This window comes from Adhaeribacter swui, from assembly GCF_014217805.1.
Classification (GTDB): domain Bacteria; phylum Bacteroidota; class Bacteroidia; order Cytophagales; family Hymenobacteraceae; genus Adhaeribacter; species Adhaeribacter swui.
This window is the reverse complement of record NZ_CP055156.1, coordinates 1327544-1341825: the sequence shown is the minus strand read 5'-3', so window position 1 is coordinate 1341825 and position 14282 is coordinate 1327544. Positions and strand designations below refer to the sequence as shown.

At 41.3% G+C, this 14282-nt stretch carries 16 protein-coding genes; 5 read left to right on the top strand and 11 right to left on the bottom strand.

All coding sequences use genetic code 11. The features are described 5' to 3' along the window. The first annotated feature begins 297 nt into the window (after positions 1-297). The 3 genes from HUW51_RS06460 to lysS all read left to right on the top strand — a co-directional run bounded on the left by HUW51_RS06460 (position 298) and on the right by lysS (position 3630). Positions 298-1011 (top strand): hypothetical protein, encoded by a 714-nt coding sequence (locus tag HUW51_RS06460; protein WP_185273168.1) that lies wholly within the window; start codon positions 298-300, stop codon positions 1009-1011. Positions 1012-1166: 155 nt separating this feature from the next. Further along, a complete protein-coding gene (locus HUW51_RS06455) occupies positions 1167-1538 on the top strand; it encodes a VOC family protein (RefSeq protein ID WP_185273167.1) in 372 nt (123 codons plus the stop codon). 553 nt (positions 1539-2091) lie between these two features. After that, positions 2092-3630, top strand: coding sequence for a lysine--tRNA ligase (gene lysS / locus HUW51_RS06450; protein WP_185273166.1), 1539 nt, complete (start codon positions 2092-2094; stop codon positions 3628-3630). A gap of 267 nt (positions 3631-3897) precedes the next feature. Here lysS and HUW51_RS24540 read toward each other — a convergent pair whose 3' ends face one another. Together HUW51_RS24540 and HUW51_RS24855 are read right to left on the bottom strand one after the other, a co-directional pair. Next, on the bottom strand, positions 3898-4254 hold the full coding sequence (locus HUW51_RS24540; RefSeq protein ID WP_228466943.1) for a YtxH domain-containing protein: 357 nt from the start codon (positions 4252-4254) through the stop codon (positions 3898-3900). A gap of 154 nt (positions 4255-4408) precedes the next feature. Then, complete coding sequence (locus HUW51_RS24855) at positions 4409-4810, bottom strand: YtxH domain-containing protein (protein ID WP_185273165.1); 402 nt, start codon at positions 4808-4810, stop codon at positions 4409-4411. 274 nt (positions 4811-5084) lie between these two features. Here HUW51_RS24855 and HUW51_RS06435 point away from each other — a divergent pair, with 274 nt between their 5' ends. Next, positions 5085-5306 (top strand): Kazal-type serine protease inhibitor domain-containing protein, encoded by a 222-nt coding sequence (locus tag HUW51_RS06435; RefSeq protein WP_185273164.1) that lies wholly within the window; start codon positions 5085-5087, stop codon positions 5304-5306. Positions 5307-5364: 58 nt separating this feature from the next. Further along, positions 5365-5733, top strand: coding sequence for a cupin domain-containing protein (locus HUW51_RS06430; RefSeq protein ID WP_185273163.1), 369 nt, complete (start codon positions 5365-5367; stop codon positions 5731-5733). Between the two features lie 107 nt (positions 5734-5840). Here HUW51_RS06430 and HUW51_RS06425 read toward each other — a convergent pair whose 3' ends face one another. The 9 genes from HUW51_RS06425 to HUW51_RS06390 all read right to left on the bottom strand — a co-directional run bounded on the left by HUW51_RS06425 (position 5841) and on the right by HUW51_RS06390 (position 14240). After that, positions 5841-6653: an enoyl-ACP reductase FabI gene (locus HUW51_RS06425; protein ID WP_185273162.1), complete on the bottom strand. Its 813-nt coding sequence runs from the start codon at positions 6651-6653 to the stop codon at positions 5841-5843. 267 nt (positions 6654-6920) lie between these two features. Further along, entirely contained in the window at positions 6921-8573 is a 1653-nt protein-coding gene (gene recN / locus HUW51_RS06420) for a DNA repair protein RecN (protein WP_185273161.1), read from the bottom strand. Positions 8574-8576: 3 nt separating this feature from the next. Beyond that, complete coding sequence (locus HUW51_RS06415) at positions 8577-8804, bottom strand: hypothetical protein (RefSeq protein ID WP_185273160.1); 228 nt, start codon at positions 8802-8804, stop codon at positions 8577-8579. A 237-nt stretch (positions 8805-9041) separates the two neighbouring features. Beyond that, positions 9042-9950 (bottom strand): type IX secretion system protein PorD, encoded by a 909-nt coding sequence (gene porD, locus HUW51_RS06410; protein WP_185273159.1) that lies wholly within the window; start codon positions 9948-9950, stop codon positions 9042-9044. Next, positions 9943-10599 (bottom strand): phosphopantothenoylcysteine decarboxylase, encoded by a 657-nt coding sequence (locus HUW51_RS24850; RefSeq protein WP_317175619.1) that lies wholly within the window; start codon positions 10597-10599, stop codon positions 9943-9945. The genes porD and HUW51_RS24850 overlap by 8 nt, the downstream gene beginning before the upstream one ends. Continuing rightward, the gene (locus tag HUW51_RS24845) at positions 10586-11146 is read right to left on the bottom strand and encodes a flavoprotein (RefSeq protein ID WP_317175618.1); all 561 of its coding nucleotides are present in this window, start codon (positions 11144-11146) and stop codon (positions 10586-10588) included. Before HUW51_RS24845 ends, HUW51_RS24850 begins: the two co-directional genes overlap by 14 nt. Before the next feature lie 8 nt (positions 11147-11154). Continuing rightward, positions 11155-11478 carry a DNA-directed RNA polymerase subunit omega gene (locus tag HUW51_RS06400; RefSeq protein ID WP_185273158.1) on the bottom strand — a complete coding sequence of 108 codons (324 nt, stop codon included), beginning with the start codon at positions 11476-11478 and terminating at the stop codon, positions 11155-11157. A gap of 213 nt (positions 11479-11691) precedes the next feature. Continuing rightward, positions 11692-12528: an outer membrane protein assembly factor BamD gene (locus HUW51_RS06395; protein WP_185273157.1), complete on the bottom strand. Its 837-nt coding sequence runs from the start codon at positions 12526-12528 to the stop codon at positions 11692-11694. A gap of 77 nt (positions 12529-12605) precedes the next feature. Continuing rightward, a complete protein-coding gene (locus tag HUW51_RS06390) occupies positions 12606-14240 on the bottom strand; it encodes an OstA-like protein (RefSeq protein ID WP_185273156.1) in 1635 nt (544 codons plus the stop codon). Positions 14241-14282: the final 42 nt, after the last annotated feature.

Sequence of the window (14282 nt, the reverse complement as noted above, 5' to 3'; positions counted from 1 at the left end):
AATTGGGCTTCAAGTATCTTGTTCACTTTTAAATAGTTATTAAAATGTGTATAATAAGAACCAAGATTTAGGAAGCCGGTAAAGTAACTGGTGGGGTACTTACAACTAGTACCATAAACGTATTGAACCGTTTGGCATAGCACAATACTTAAAAATTAGTATTCTCGTGTTAGTTCTTAAATAATTGCTAACCCAGAAATTTAAAAGTACTTTAAACAAGAAAGTTGCTGGATAAATCAAACATTTGCTAATCAGCGGTAATTAGAAAACGCTAAACGTACCGGAAGAAACAGAACAATGATAAAAATAAGTTTATTGTTAGGTATGCTACTACTGGGTGCTCCGGTACTTTGTACTCACGCTTTGGGCCAAACAAAGCTAAAGACCGATAATACTGCAATAAAGAAGATTCCCAATGATCAGAAATACCAGTATAATAACTTTCAGCCAGGGCTGGTAACTTATAATAATGGCGCAATGGCTAACGCAGTACTTAACTATAATTTTTTATTAGATGAAATGCAATTTATTAATCCCGGTAATGATACGCTTTCGTTAGCTAATGAATACCTGATAAAACACGTTATAGTAGCCCAAGATACTTTTTACTACCAACCCAAAGTAGGGTATCTGCAACTAGTTGCTTCGTATAAACCGGTTAAGTTAGGGGTAAAGCAAACCATTCAGATGGTACAAAACGAGAAACAGGCAGCATACGATCAATCTTCGGCGGTCTCGGCAATCAGGCAATACAGTTTTTACGTCGACCATAACGGGCAAGTTAAAAAGCTACAAGCTAAAGGCGATGTACTTTTGGTAAAAGAAAACACTTTCTATATTATCGACCAGAATCATAAAGTTTTGCCCGCTTCCAAAGCTGCAATACTAACCGTTTTTCAGAAGTTTAAAGACCAGGTAAATGCGTACCTGAAGGCAAATAAAGTGAACTGGAAGCAAGAGCCGGACCTTAAAAAGTTATTGGAATACTGCCAAGGTTTAACCACCTCGTAAAGCGCTGCCAAAATAGAAATTTTTAAAATTTTGACGAGAAGCGGATATTCTAGGGTTTATTACACGGGTTACGCCTACGGCTACTACGATTAAGCGCACATTATTCCCGATTTTAAAAAATTGAAATACTTTTCCGCAAATAAAACATTAAATCTATGAACCTACCTAGTGGCCACCAAACAGTAATGCCTTATTTAATGCTTGATAACGCTGCCGCCTTTATTGACTTTGTGAAAAAAGCATTTAATGCCGAAGTAACCTTTGAGCGGGAGCGGGCAGATCACAAACTCATGCATGCCGAAGTACGCATTAACGAAAGCACCATTATGTTTTGCGATGCTACGGAAGATTGGAAAGCTCAACCAGCAAATTTATTTGTGTACGTGCCCAACGCCGACGAAACTTACCACAAAGCTGTGCAGGCTGGTGCCCAAACCATTATGCCATTATCAGATCAGGATTACGGCCGTACCTGCGGGGTTACGGACCCTTCCGGCAATGTCTGGTGGATTACATCCGTGAGCTAGTTTAGGAAGTGAGTTAAAAGCCCCGGCTACTTTATAAGAATGGCCGGGTCTTTTTTTAAAATCGAAAAGACTACGAATGTCCGAAAACACCCATAGTCTCTCTCGGGAATATTTTTAAATAATTTACGGCTGGTTTGGTATAAATCTACTTGTAGCTCTTTTGCGAGCCCAGAAATATGTGGCTTAATCGTGTATTATTTAACTGAATTTTCTATTAAAATGTTTTGCCGCGAGCTCTTGAAAACAAAACAAATTTTTTAGAAAAGTTGCTCTAGGTAGCGTACGGGCAATTTCTTTCACAAAAAGCAAAAAATTTAAAAAACAGGAAGTACCACTAAAAATTAATCCTTCGGCTTGTTTTATAACGCACTTAAAACAACTAAATTATCTAACCCAATAGATTATCAATACTTTACAATATAATCAATTCGTAACTTTTATAAAACATAAAAGCAGAATTATTTAACTCATTTCCAGAATTAATATAGATACATGCCAAATTATTTATCAATTTTGCACCTGCTATAAATTTGGAGTATTTAAATTAAGACGCATGCATTTAAGCGAACAAGAAATCCGGCGCCGCCACGAGCGGGAAGAGCTGGAAAAACTAGGCATTAATCCTTATCCTTCGGAGTTATTTGAGGTTAACGCTTATGCAAAAGAAATAAAGGAAAACTACAGCCCCGAGCAAAATAATTACCAGGAGGTTGCCTTAGCCGGCCGGTTAATGAGCCGCCGGGTAATGGGCAAAGCTTCTTTTGCCGAACTGATGGATTCATCCGGGCGCATTCAGATCTACGTGTCGCGCGACGATATTGCCCCCGGCGAAAATAAAGATTTATACAATACAGTTTTTAAAAAAATGCTCGATATCGGCGACTTTATCGGCATTAAAGGCTACGTGTTTACCACCCAGGTAGGCGAAATTTCGGTGCACGTTACCGAGTTAAAATTACTTAGCAAATCGCTGAAACCGCTGCCAATTGTTAAAGAAGTGGTAGATGAGCAAGGCAATAAAACTACATACGACGCCTTAACCGATCCGGAATTCCGGTACCGCCAACGCTACGTAGATTTAGTGGTAAACCCGGAAGTGCGCGCCACCTTTGTAAAACGCACGCAGCTTACCAATTCCATGCGCAATTACCTCAATGGCCGCGGGTACCTGGAAGTAGAAACGCCTATTTTGCAGCCTTTGTACGGTGGTGCAGCGGCGCGGCCATTTAAAACCCACCACAACACCCTCGACATGACGCTTTATCTGCGCATTGCGAACGAGCTTTACCTGAAGCGTTTGATTGTAGGCGGTTTTGATGGGGTATACGAGTTCTCTAAAGATTTCCGGAACGAAGGCATGAGCCGTTTCCACAACCCGGAGTTTACCCAGATGGAGCTGTACGTGGCCTACAAAGACTACTATTGGATGATGGACTTGGTAGAAGAAATGGTAGAAAAAATTGCGCTGGATTTACACGGCACCACGCAGGTGCAGGTTGGGGAACATACCATTGATTTTAAACGGCCGTGGAAGCGTTTTACCATGTTCGAAGCCATCGAGCATTTTACGAAGATTGATATTTCGGTGATGGAAGAGCCGGAGCTGCGCGATACCGCTGCCAGCTTAAACATCCACTTAAACCCAAACTTGGGTAAGGGTAAAATTATTGATGAAATTTTTGGCGAAATGTGCGAGCCGCACCTAATTCAGCCTACTTTTATCACGGATTATCCCGTAGAAATGTCGCCGTTGGCTAAAAAGCACCGTTCTAAAACAGGTTTGGTAGAGCGGTTTGAGGCTATTTGTAACGGCAAAGAAATCTGCAATGCTTTCTCGGAGTTAAATGACCCCATTGACCAGCGGGCCCGGTTTGAAGAACAACTGGAATTAGGCAAACGCGGCGATACCGAAGCCATGGTGCTCGACGAAGATTTTTTAAGAGCTCTAGAATATGGTATGCCCCCAACTGCTGGTTTAGGCATCGGCATCGATCGGTTGAGTATGATTATGACTAATTCTAAATCCATTCAGGATGTATTGTTCTTCCCGCAAATGAAACCGGAGAAAACCGAAGAGCAATCAGAAGAATAAAGAATTTTTAAATTTTACAGTTTTAGTTTAAGCGTAAAATTTAAAAATAAAAACAAAAGGCCTTCCTGTTTTAAGGGAAGGCCTTTTTTATTGATTAAATAATCTTCTGTTACAATCTATGATGCGACGTTTTAGGTCAGTATTCAGAGCTAATAATTCTTTTTAAAACTAATAACTTATTTGAATGTCATCTTTTTACCTCAACCACCTGCTATTTAATCAATCTTTCTTTTTTATCCGGGATAATTCCCCGGGGAGCTTATATGATTAAGAATGGCCTTGTTCGCCTGCTGCTGAGCCTCCCGCACCTTCGGCGCCGGCTCCACTGCCAGGAGTATTTGCACCTGCTTTTTTGCCGCCGCCAGCCGCTGAGCCACTAGCTGCACCTTCGTCGGCGCCACCTTTATTACCTAACCCAATAGAGCTTAATAAAGCGCTGGTATCAATTTTAGATAAGCTCTCTTGGAAAGTTTTTTCTAAGTCTTTGCTTAATTTACCGGCATAGTTTTTTAAATTTTCTCTGGAAACAGTACCGCTATCCGGCGCCATTAATAAACCAGCTACTATACCTGCACTTGCCCCAGCTAATAAGGCCAAAATAATTTTACCGCTATTGTCTTTCATAGTGTTTTAGAGTTTAATGTTTAGGTTTTAAGTTACAAAAAGGTTAATTACCGTTGCTTAAAGCATTACTAACGATAATACGTACATAATGTTTTATCTATATGTATCGGAACCAAATAATTGTGCTAAGATAGATTAGCAGCGCGTTTACAAATTAAATTTCTTCGATTATCCGGCGAAGTTCTTTTTTGCCTTTACCAAGCTTAAATTCTAAATTACCTAAAAAGTGATCTTCTTGTCCTTCTACGTAAGCTAAGTCGTCGTCGGTTAAGTTGCTGTATCTGGTTTTCAGGCGGCCTTTTACTTCATCCCAGGTGCCCTGCATTTTCAGGCTGCTGCCGGTACCGGTTATATTTTTTCCTTCTAATTGCCGCATTAATTTACGGGCCATTTGGTCTAATTGGTCGCCGTAATCTAAAGCTTTGTTTTTTAAACTTTTTCTGGTACCCCTGCCCGATTCGGGAGCCATTAATAAGCCAGCAATTATTCCGGCGCTTAAGCCAGCTAAACCGGCCAGTATAATTTTACCACTTTTGTCTTTTACATGCAACATCATAGTTCTATCAATTATAGGTTAAAATTTTAAAAAATTAAAAATCTGTTACAGATTACAAGAAAGAATCTGGTTAATTTTTTTAAAAATTACGTATTGCAATCTCTATACGCTACAACCCTTTAATAGTTAAGAAACTAAGGCCGATGTGCGTAAATGAAGCAGAATTTTATAAATTACTTGGCTAATAAATACGCGTTTTAGGCCAGCTCTTTATATATTAACGCTTAAAACAAAGTGCTGTTTACTTTTTCTAATCTCACTTACCCGCTTATAAATGGTTGCGCATAAATTGTTACTGATTGGGGGTTTGTTAATAATGAGTTGTAAAACCTCTTCTACTACTTGTATTGATGTTACTAAAATCCGGACGGATGGAATATGTACCCAGCAATACGAGCCGGTTTGCGGTTGCGATGGTAAAACCTACGGTAATGCCTGTGTAGCCGAAAATGCCGGTTTAGTTAGCTTTACACAAGGCGAATGCCCGGGTAAGTAATTATTTAACCGGACTTTTAAAGCTAACGTACTCAGTTTATATTTAAAAAATTTAAAAAATGGAGCCAAAATATTACAAACAAACCAAGCCCTTTCGGGTGCCCACAATGGATAATAAATTAATTGAGGAACATTTTGGCTTGGCTTCTACCCGGACAAGTGCGTTTAGCGTGGCTCACATGATTGCACCGCCTAACTGGAGCGAACCGCACCAAAAACCAGCTTTCGACGAAATTACCATTGTAATCCGGGGGCGTAAACAAATTGAAGTGGATGGGGAAGTTATAGAACTAGCGGCCGGAGAAACTTTATTGGTAAAAGCCGGTGCCCGGGTAAAATATTCTAATCCGTTTAACGAAGAAACAGAATATTGGTCGCTGTGCGTACCGGCCTTTGATATAAACACCGTTAACCGCGAAGGCGAGTAGAAGTTAGAAGTTGCAGGTTTTTTGTTAAAGATTATTTAAAAAAGCTATTAAATAAAAAAGAGCGGCAAATATGATTTTGCCGCTCTTTTTATTTTTAGGAGGTGAGTCTATTTGCTCATTTGTGCTACAATTTCTTCCGAAATACCTACGCTGGAGAAACCGCCATCGTGCAATAAATTTTGCATAGTAACCATCCGGGTTAAATCCGAGAACAAGGTAAGGCAGTAATTTGCGCAATCTTCGGCGCTGGCGTTACCCAACGGCGACATTTTATCGGCATAGTCATAGAAAGCATCAAAGCCACCTACACCGGTACCGGCCGTTGTTTTAGTGGGTGATTGCGAAATGGTGTTTACCCGTACTTTTTTTAGTTTAGCAAACCGCTGACCGTAGGAGCGGGCAATAGATTCCAGCATGGCTTTGGCCTGAGCCATGTCGGTATAATCCGGGAAAACGCGTTGTGCCGCAATGTACGATAAAGCCAGAATAGAGCCCCATTCGTTCATGGCATCTAGCTTTTCGGCCACGTGCATTACTTTATGAAACGACAAAGCTGATACATCCAAAGTTTTCTGGAACCACTCGTAATTTAAGTCGCCGTAGCTTTTTCCTTTCCGGATGTTGGGACTCATGCCGATTGAATGCAGCACAAAGTCGATTTTACCACCCAAAATCTCTTGCGACTGGGTAAATAAGTTGGTTAAATCTTCTACGGAGGTAGCATCGGCCGGAATAATCTGGGCCTGGCATTCTTCGGCTAATTTTTTAATTTCGCCCATGCGCATGGCTAAGGGAGCGTTGGTTAACACAAATTCAGCTCCTTCTTCGCGGGCGCGTTGCGCTACTTTCCAGGCAATCGATTTTTCATCGAGCGCGCCAAATATAATACCTTTTTTACCTTGCAGTAGGTTATACGCCATAGTTCTATTTTTTAAATTTTATCTATTTTATTACTCTACTTTTAAAGAGTATCCCTTGCAATATTACCAAATCTTGGCCAACCAGTAACTACTTAAGCAAATTTTTAAAAATTCAGAAGTTTAGAACGCGGATTCTTTAGATTAACCAGATTCAACTCTAAGCAGAATGACCAGGTGCGGTGCTATTTTAAAAATAAGAAAATTTTAAAAAATCCTGAATGCTATACGGCATCTGCGTAATCCGAAGAATCTGGATAAATCCGTGATTTACAGAGCCAGTAACTCGCGGGCACTCTGGAATGCGTGCGTGCTGGGGTTGGCGCCGGCAATCATGGTGGCAATTTCTTTTACCCGTTCTTCGGTTCCTAGTTGCCGGATGCGGCTAATGGTACGGTCGGCCCGGTCTTCTTTGTAAACAAAGTAATGCGCATCGCCTTGCGCAGCCATTTGCGGTAAATGCGATATGGCAATTAACTGGTGCTTTTTGGCCATTTGCTGCATCATTTTACCCACTTTAACGGCAATCTCACCCGAAATACCCGTATCAATTTCGTCGAAGATAATGGTGGGCAAAGATGTTTTATCGGCTAGCAAATATTTAACGCACAACATTAACCGCGAAAACTCCCCACCCGAAGCCGCTTTGCTTAAGGTTTGCGGCGCCGAACCTTTATTGGCACTAAACAAAATACTGATCACATCAATACCCGTAGCGGTAGGCGTACCTGTAACGTGCTGAAAAACAATGCGGGCATTGGGCATACCTAATTCGGCCAGCAAGCTATGAATCTCGTCCTGAAAATGGGTAAATACCGCTTGCCGCGATTCAGACAGCTGACCTGCTAAAGCCGTTACCTGGTCGTAGGCCGCATCCATTTGTTTTTTGGTACGGCTAATAGCTTCGTCTAAGTTTAAAACGCTGCTTACTTTTTGCTGCAGATCAGCTTGTATTTGCAATAACTCCGCGTTATCGCGTGCTTGATGCTTGCGCTGTAAATTATAAATCAGGGTTAAGCGTTCGGAAGTTTGCTCGGCTTTTTCCGGATCGGCTTCGGTTTTCCGTTCGGCGGTTTCTACTTCAGCAGCAATATCATTTATCTCGATTAAACAGGAATCGATGCGGTCTTTTAAAGCTTGAAAATGGTCGCCGTAAGCCGAAACTTGGTTAAGCAAGTAAGCGGCATCTTTTAACGAAACTGCTACGTTGTACTCCGACTCCGACAAATACTGTAAGGCCTGGCTTAATTTTAATTTTATTTCTTCGGCGTGTTCCAGTTGCTTCAGCAAGCTCTCTAATTCTTCCTGCTCTTCTTCCTGCAGATTGGCTTCTTCTAGTTCGTTGAGCAAAAAGGTATTGTAATCCAGTTCTTTTTGCGCCTGGGCTAGCTGGTTTTCCAGTTTTTTGTAATCGTTTTCCAGCTTTTTATACTGCCGGTAAGTCTCCTGATATTGATTTTTTAAATTTTGATTGCCTGCGTAGAGATCTACAATATTTAATTGAAAAGCAGTATCGCCCAGCATTAAAGTATCGTGCTGCGAATGAATATCCATGAGGTTGGCCCCAATGGTACGCAAGGCATCGAGGGTTACGGGCGTATCGTTGATGAAGGCCCGGCTTTTACCTGTTGGCGTAATCTCGCGACGCAATATGCATTGGGTATCATAATCAATATCTTCCTGCGTAAATAAATCTTCCAGTTGATACGACGAAATATCAAATATACCTTCTACCACACACTTTTCAGCGGTGTTAAAAAGCACTTTGGTGTCGGCCCGGTTACCCAGCAACAAGCCAATGGCTCCCAGCATAATAGATTTACCCGCCCCGGTTTCGCCGGTAATAATGTTTAACAACGGCGAAGGCTGTAGCTCTAACTGCTCAATTAAAGCGTAATTTTTTATTCTTAAATTAACCAGCATTCTTTAGTATAATGTTTCTTGGTCGTACACCACCTCCCTTACGTGGTCCGGTGAAATACGGTGCAAATTAAAACGGGCATCCTGAACTAATAATTCCGTTGCGGATAAATCTTGTATCACCCCGGTAATTACCCGGTTTTCTTCCAATATAACCTGTACCTTTTGCCCCTGCAAATCGCCGGCTTTGCTGATTAAATCTTTCTGACTTACCCGAAATTGCCGTTTGCCCACGGTTTTTTAAGTTAAGAGTTATAAGTTTAAAGTTATGAGTTGTTAGCGGTGCAAATATCGGATTTAAAAGTAAAAGATTTACTTCTATGTTGCATCTAAGCGCACGTTTAAAATATACCAGAAAGGTAAAGGTATTTTGGCAAATTAACATCTGTTTCGCCAATTGACTTGCAGGGGAAATTATCAAAAGAAAAGTACCTGGTAAGTTATTTTACGAATTAAAAAATTAACTCATAACTATCTTTGGAGTAGCCCTTGGTATTTATTGATGTTGGTAGGATCCAGTTCTGATAAAATGGCGTAGATTGTTTGCTTTTCGGAAGAATTGCCCCCTTTAAATACCGAAAATATTTCATCGGCTTTGGCATCGAAGAAGGAGCGGATAATAGCGGTGCCGGGGCGGCGTTGGGCTACTTGCTGAATGCCTTTAATGGCATTTAAAATGTTAGTGCGGGCATCGGCAGGTTTGGTAGCAAAAATATCCATGCCTTGCCGGAAATAATTGTAAACGGCAACCCGGAAGGGCTCGATTTGCGGGTCGCGCAAATTGGTTAACAACCAATAGCGATTGCGGGTATCTTCAAAAGCTTGCCAGCCCGGCGCTCCGGTATTTTGGGAAGTAACGTTATTAAGCACGTTGGTTGCCCGGTCGTACATAGCGGAGCCGCCCAAGCGCGCGAAGCTATCGTTATCCAGGCCAATAATTAAATAAGCGTAAAAAGTAAGCAATGACGCTAGCTGCGAGGTATACGAGTTTTCAGAGAATTGCAGCGGTTGGGCATCATTGTACTCAAATACCCAGTCTTTATCGAAAAAAGAAAGCACCGACGTTTCGTAGCCGGTACCATACACGGGTCTGGCCGAAAGTACCTGCACCGTAGCCGTATAGTTACCGATGCTGGGCACACTGGTAATAGTAATTAACATCCGGGCCTGAATTCTTTCTTCGTTCTTATATAAAGTAGAAGTCCAGCGCTGGTTATTCATAAAATTAAAAATATCGCGCTGCATATTCTGGAATACGCGTTTATCGGTAACCGTAACCTGGTCGTCGTTAATTAAAACCTCGCATTGCAACTCCTGCGCAAAAGCGCTGCTGCACGCTATAAACAAACTAAACGAAACCGCTAATAAATATTTAAACATGTACTTTCTCCCCTATGTACCGCACTATATCGCGGGCTACTTCTTGCTTGGGTTTTAAATCAAATGTAATAATTTTATCTTTCTCGATAATCGAAATCTTATTGGTGTCGTGGCGGAATCCGGCCCCGGAATCGTTTAACGAATTAAGAATAATTAAATCGAAATTTTTCTTAAGCAGCTTAGCTTGTGCATTTTCTGTTTCCTGATCTGTTTCTAAAGCAAAACCTACGGAAAGTTGTTCTGGTTTTTTAAATTTTCCTAAAGCCGCTGCTATATCAACGTTTTTAACCAGTTCAATTGTTAAAGTAGCCTCCTTTTTTTTAATTTTTTTATCCGAAACTACTTTAGGCCGGTAATCGGCTACCGCCGCCGCGAAAATCCAGATATCCGACCGAACGGCTAATGGCAGGCATTGCTCGTACATTTGCTCCGCCGATACTACCGGAAAAGTGGTAATGTTAGCATGTTGGGCTTGTAAAGCAGTAGGCCCAGTTACTAAAAGCACCGTAGCGCCGTCTTCGGCGAGGCACTCGGCTAAAGCATAGCCCATTTTGCCCGATGAATGATTACTGATAAAGCGAACAGGATCAATGGCTTCCTGCGTGGGACCGGCAGTAAGCAATACGGTTTTACCTTTAAGCGAATGCACTTACCTCGAAATGTTTTTGGAGAACAGCTACAATTTCTTCGGGTTCAGCCAGCCGGCCTTGTCCTTCTAAACCACTGGCTAACTCGCCGTGGGTAGCATCAATAATTATGTTGCCGTAGGAGCGCAACTTAGCCAGATTGTTTTGGACGGCCGGGTGCGCGTACATATCTAAATCCATGGCGGGCGCAAAAAATACCGGACAACGCGCCGATAAATAAGTAGCCGAAAGCAGATTATCACAAAAGCCGTTGGCGGATTTGGCAATGGTGTTGGCGCTGGCCGGGGCTATTACCAAGGCATCGGCCCATAAGCCCAAAGCTACATGGTTTGTCCATTCACCGGTGGATTCGTCTTTTATAAAATTAGAAAATACCGGGCGTTTAGAAAGCGTAGCCAAGGTTAAAGGCGTAATAAAAGAAGAAGCAGAAGCCGTGAGTATTACCTGTACTTCGGCTTCTGCTTTTATTAATAAACGGGTGAGTAGTGCCGCTTTATAGGCTGCAATACTACCGCAAACTCCTAAAATAATTTTTTTGTGCCGCAGCATGCAGCTAATTATAAACCAGAAGTTTCTTCTTCGGCATCCGGACGACGGAAAAATACTTTGCCTTCTAAAAATTCTTCGATGGCTAAGTTGGTCGGCTTTGGCATGCGCTCGTAGTATTTCGAAATTTCGATTTGCTCCCGGTTCTCAAAAATCTCTTCCAGGTTATCTACGGTAGTAGCAAACTCTGCTAATTTAGAATTTAACTCTTCTTTAATTTTAACGGAGATTTGATTCGCTCTTTTAGAAATAATTGCTACCGACTCGTATACGTTGCCCGTTTCGTTGGCGAAATCGGCCATGTTGCGGGTAATGATTGAAGATGAAACTGCCATATTGTTAGTTGTAAAGTTAAAAAGTTAAAAGGTTAAAAGGTTGCACGTTATAGGTTACAAGTTGAGAAAAGTTACTTGCAGCAAACCAGATAATGTATTACAACAATTTAGCCCGTTATAATTTAAAATTTTTAAAATTTCTATTTTTGATTAAAAGAATATAAGGAGTTTACCTAAACTTACTACTTATAATCTTTACTTATTACTCAAAATCTACTTACTGGCTGTACTGGGGCCTTTGGTAGTATCTTTTAATCTTTCGAGTTGCTTGGTACTTTTATCAAAAAAGCCTTCGGCATCTTTTAAGTATTTGCTTTTCGGGTATTTATCTACTAAATCCTGATAATACGCAATGGTTTCTAAATAACGTTCCCGCTGTTTTTCCGTTACACTGCGTTCGGCTAAGTTAAACTGCGCTTCTAATTTTAAGTAAGAAGCTTCTTCGTTAAAATTAGAAGAAGGAAAGTTGCGTTGAAAATTATTAAAGGCCGTTACTGCTGCCTGGTAATACCGCATAGAAGCATAAATACGGGCACTTTCAAAAGCCTTCCGTTCTACTTTAGCCGATAGTTCCTGGTACATTTTATCGGCCTCTTCCTTCATTTTACTTTCTGGGAACCGGTTCAGGAAATCCTGAATGGCTTCAATGGCGGTATAAGTGCTGGTTTGGTCGAGGTTAAAAGTAGGCGAATCGCGGTATAATGATTTAGCGTGCATAAAAAGCGCCTCTTCGGCGTACTCGCTTCGCGGATACGTATCGTAAAATGATTTAAAATGGAACGCACTTAAAGAATAAGAGCGCTGGTAAAACTGGGTATAAGCAAAGTAAAACTGGGCTTTTTCGGCTTCTGGCCGCCCTTTTAATACCGGAATTAACTCTTCCAATAGAGTACTTGCCCGGTAATAATCTTGCTTTTCGTAATATTTTAAAGCAGCCTGGTATTTTGTATCGGCGTTGGTGCTCTTCAGGATTTTGTTGTAATCACTGCAGGCACTCAGCACCAAGATAAAAAATGCCGATATAACTGTTATATAAGAGGTTCTGGTCATGGATTGGCAAAATTAGAAAAATCTATTTCCATATGCAAACGCTTTTCGGTATCAGCGTGGTACTCGGAAACTTAGCTTTACTTTGGTTTTTTATTATTTCTCTTAAACAGCGCCTTCTTAGGGCTTGGTTCCGTTTTTAAAGCAGATGCTTTTTCCGGTGTTTTGGTTGCCTGCTTCGGTGTTCGTTTAGCTAAAACTAATTCTTTGGTAGGTTGTTCCGTAATGCGCCAATTAAAACCTTTTAAGCGTTTGTCCGGCTCTTTTAACTCGTGCGGTGGAATAAAGCTGGCTTCCGGGTTAGTAAGCAAAGATACGGTATTTACCTTGCCTTCTTTAAACCGCAAAATTAAGTCGCTGGAAATACTGCGGTTCATACCCGTGGTAGCGGTATCACCTTCTAAAGCAAAATAAATGCTTTCGCCGTTGCCGTTCACGTTTACTTTGGCTATTTGGCCGGCTTTAAAAAAAGCTTCCATGTTGCGGCCTTTTACCTGGTTCAGGTTCTTGAGGGTGTCTTCCGAAATTATAAAGGCATTGTTGTACATGTACATTTTATCTAAGGCTTTATTCCGGATAAACATATTCATGCTATCGGCTACCAACTGGCTTTTCTCGCTCCACACCACCGGGTCGCGGCGCAGGTGCATTACCGAATCGGTTACGTTGTAGGTTAAAGAATCGCATTTGCCTTGTAGGTCAGATTTAAAAATACGCACATCATAGTAGGCATACACAAAATCCTTCAGCTTCGGATCTTTTTCTTTTGCTACTTTATCGTGGTTAACGGCTACTAATGTATCGCCGGAAATATAGAGCGTATCGTTCGAAACTAGGGATCGCATAACCGGGCTCCCATAAATTTTAGATTTTCCCGTACTCTTCCAACTTTGCAAAGTATTACCGGTAATTACAGTTTTATTATCCGGATCTTTGGAGGTGAGCTTTACTTTACCGTTGGCGTACAAATACTCGGCCGCACGGTTATAAACCGAATAATCGGCGTCTACGATGTAATCCGGAGTTTCTACGCGGGAGCCTTGAAAAATAGATTCTTTGGTAACGGTGTTGTAGGTACCACCTTTAGCGGTTAACAGGCCGTCTTCGTTTTTAATTTTAGTAGGAGCCACAAAGAACACCAGTTTGCTAATGGTATTGTACTGCAGCGTATCCGAAGTAATATCGGCATCCGGACTCACTAAATGCACGTTGCCTTTAAATGCCAGTAACTTGGTATTTACATTATAGTTACCAAACTGACTGGTAAGATTAGTGTTTTCTTCCACAATAGTTCCGCCTTCGGTGTAGCGTGAGGTGCGCGCCACCATGTCGTAGGAAAGCGACGGCGTGGTTAAAGTCATTTTTTCGTCGCGCAAAGTTACGTTGCCTTTAAATACGGCTTTTTGTTGGTTGCCATTATAAACGCCCGTATTGCTGGTAATAATTAAAGTGCCTTGCGTAACGCGTACTCTACTATAAACTTCTACGGTATTGCTTTCACGATATAGATGCGCCGAATCGCAGTACAAATCGGTTTCTTTTTGCTTTAAATGTACGTTATCTATCAATCGGGTAAAACTTACCCCGTTTTTATTACCCGCTTGTAAAGAGCCGGCTTTTACCAACTGAATTTGTTCCTGAGCTTGCTGGGCAAAGAGGGAAATAGAGGTTATCAAGAAAAAGATAAGAGAAAGAAATATCTTTGTGCTTTTCATTCAAGAAATTAATAATCACCACAAAATTAATAAAATTACCTT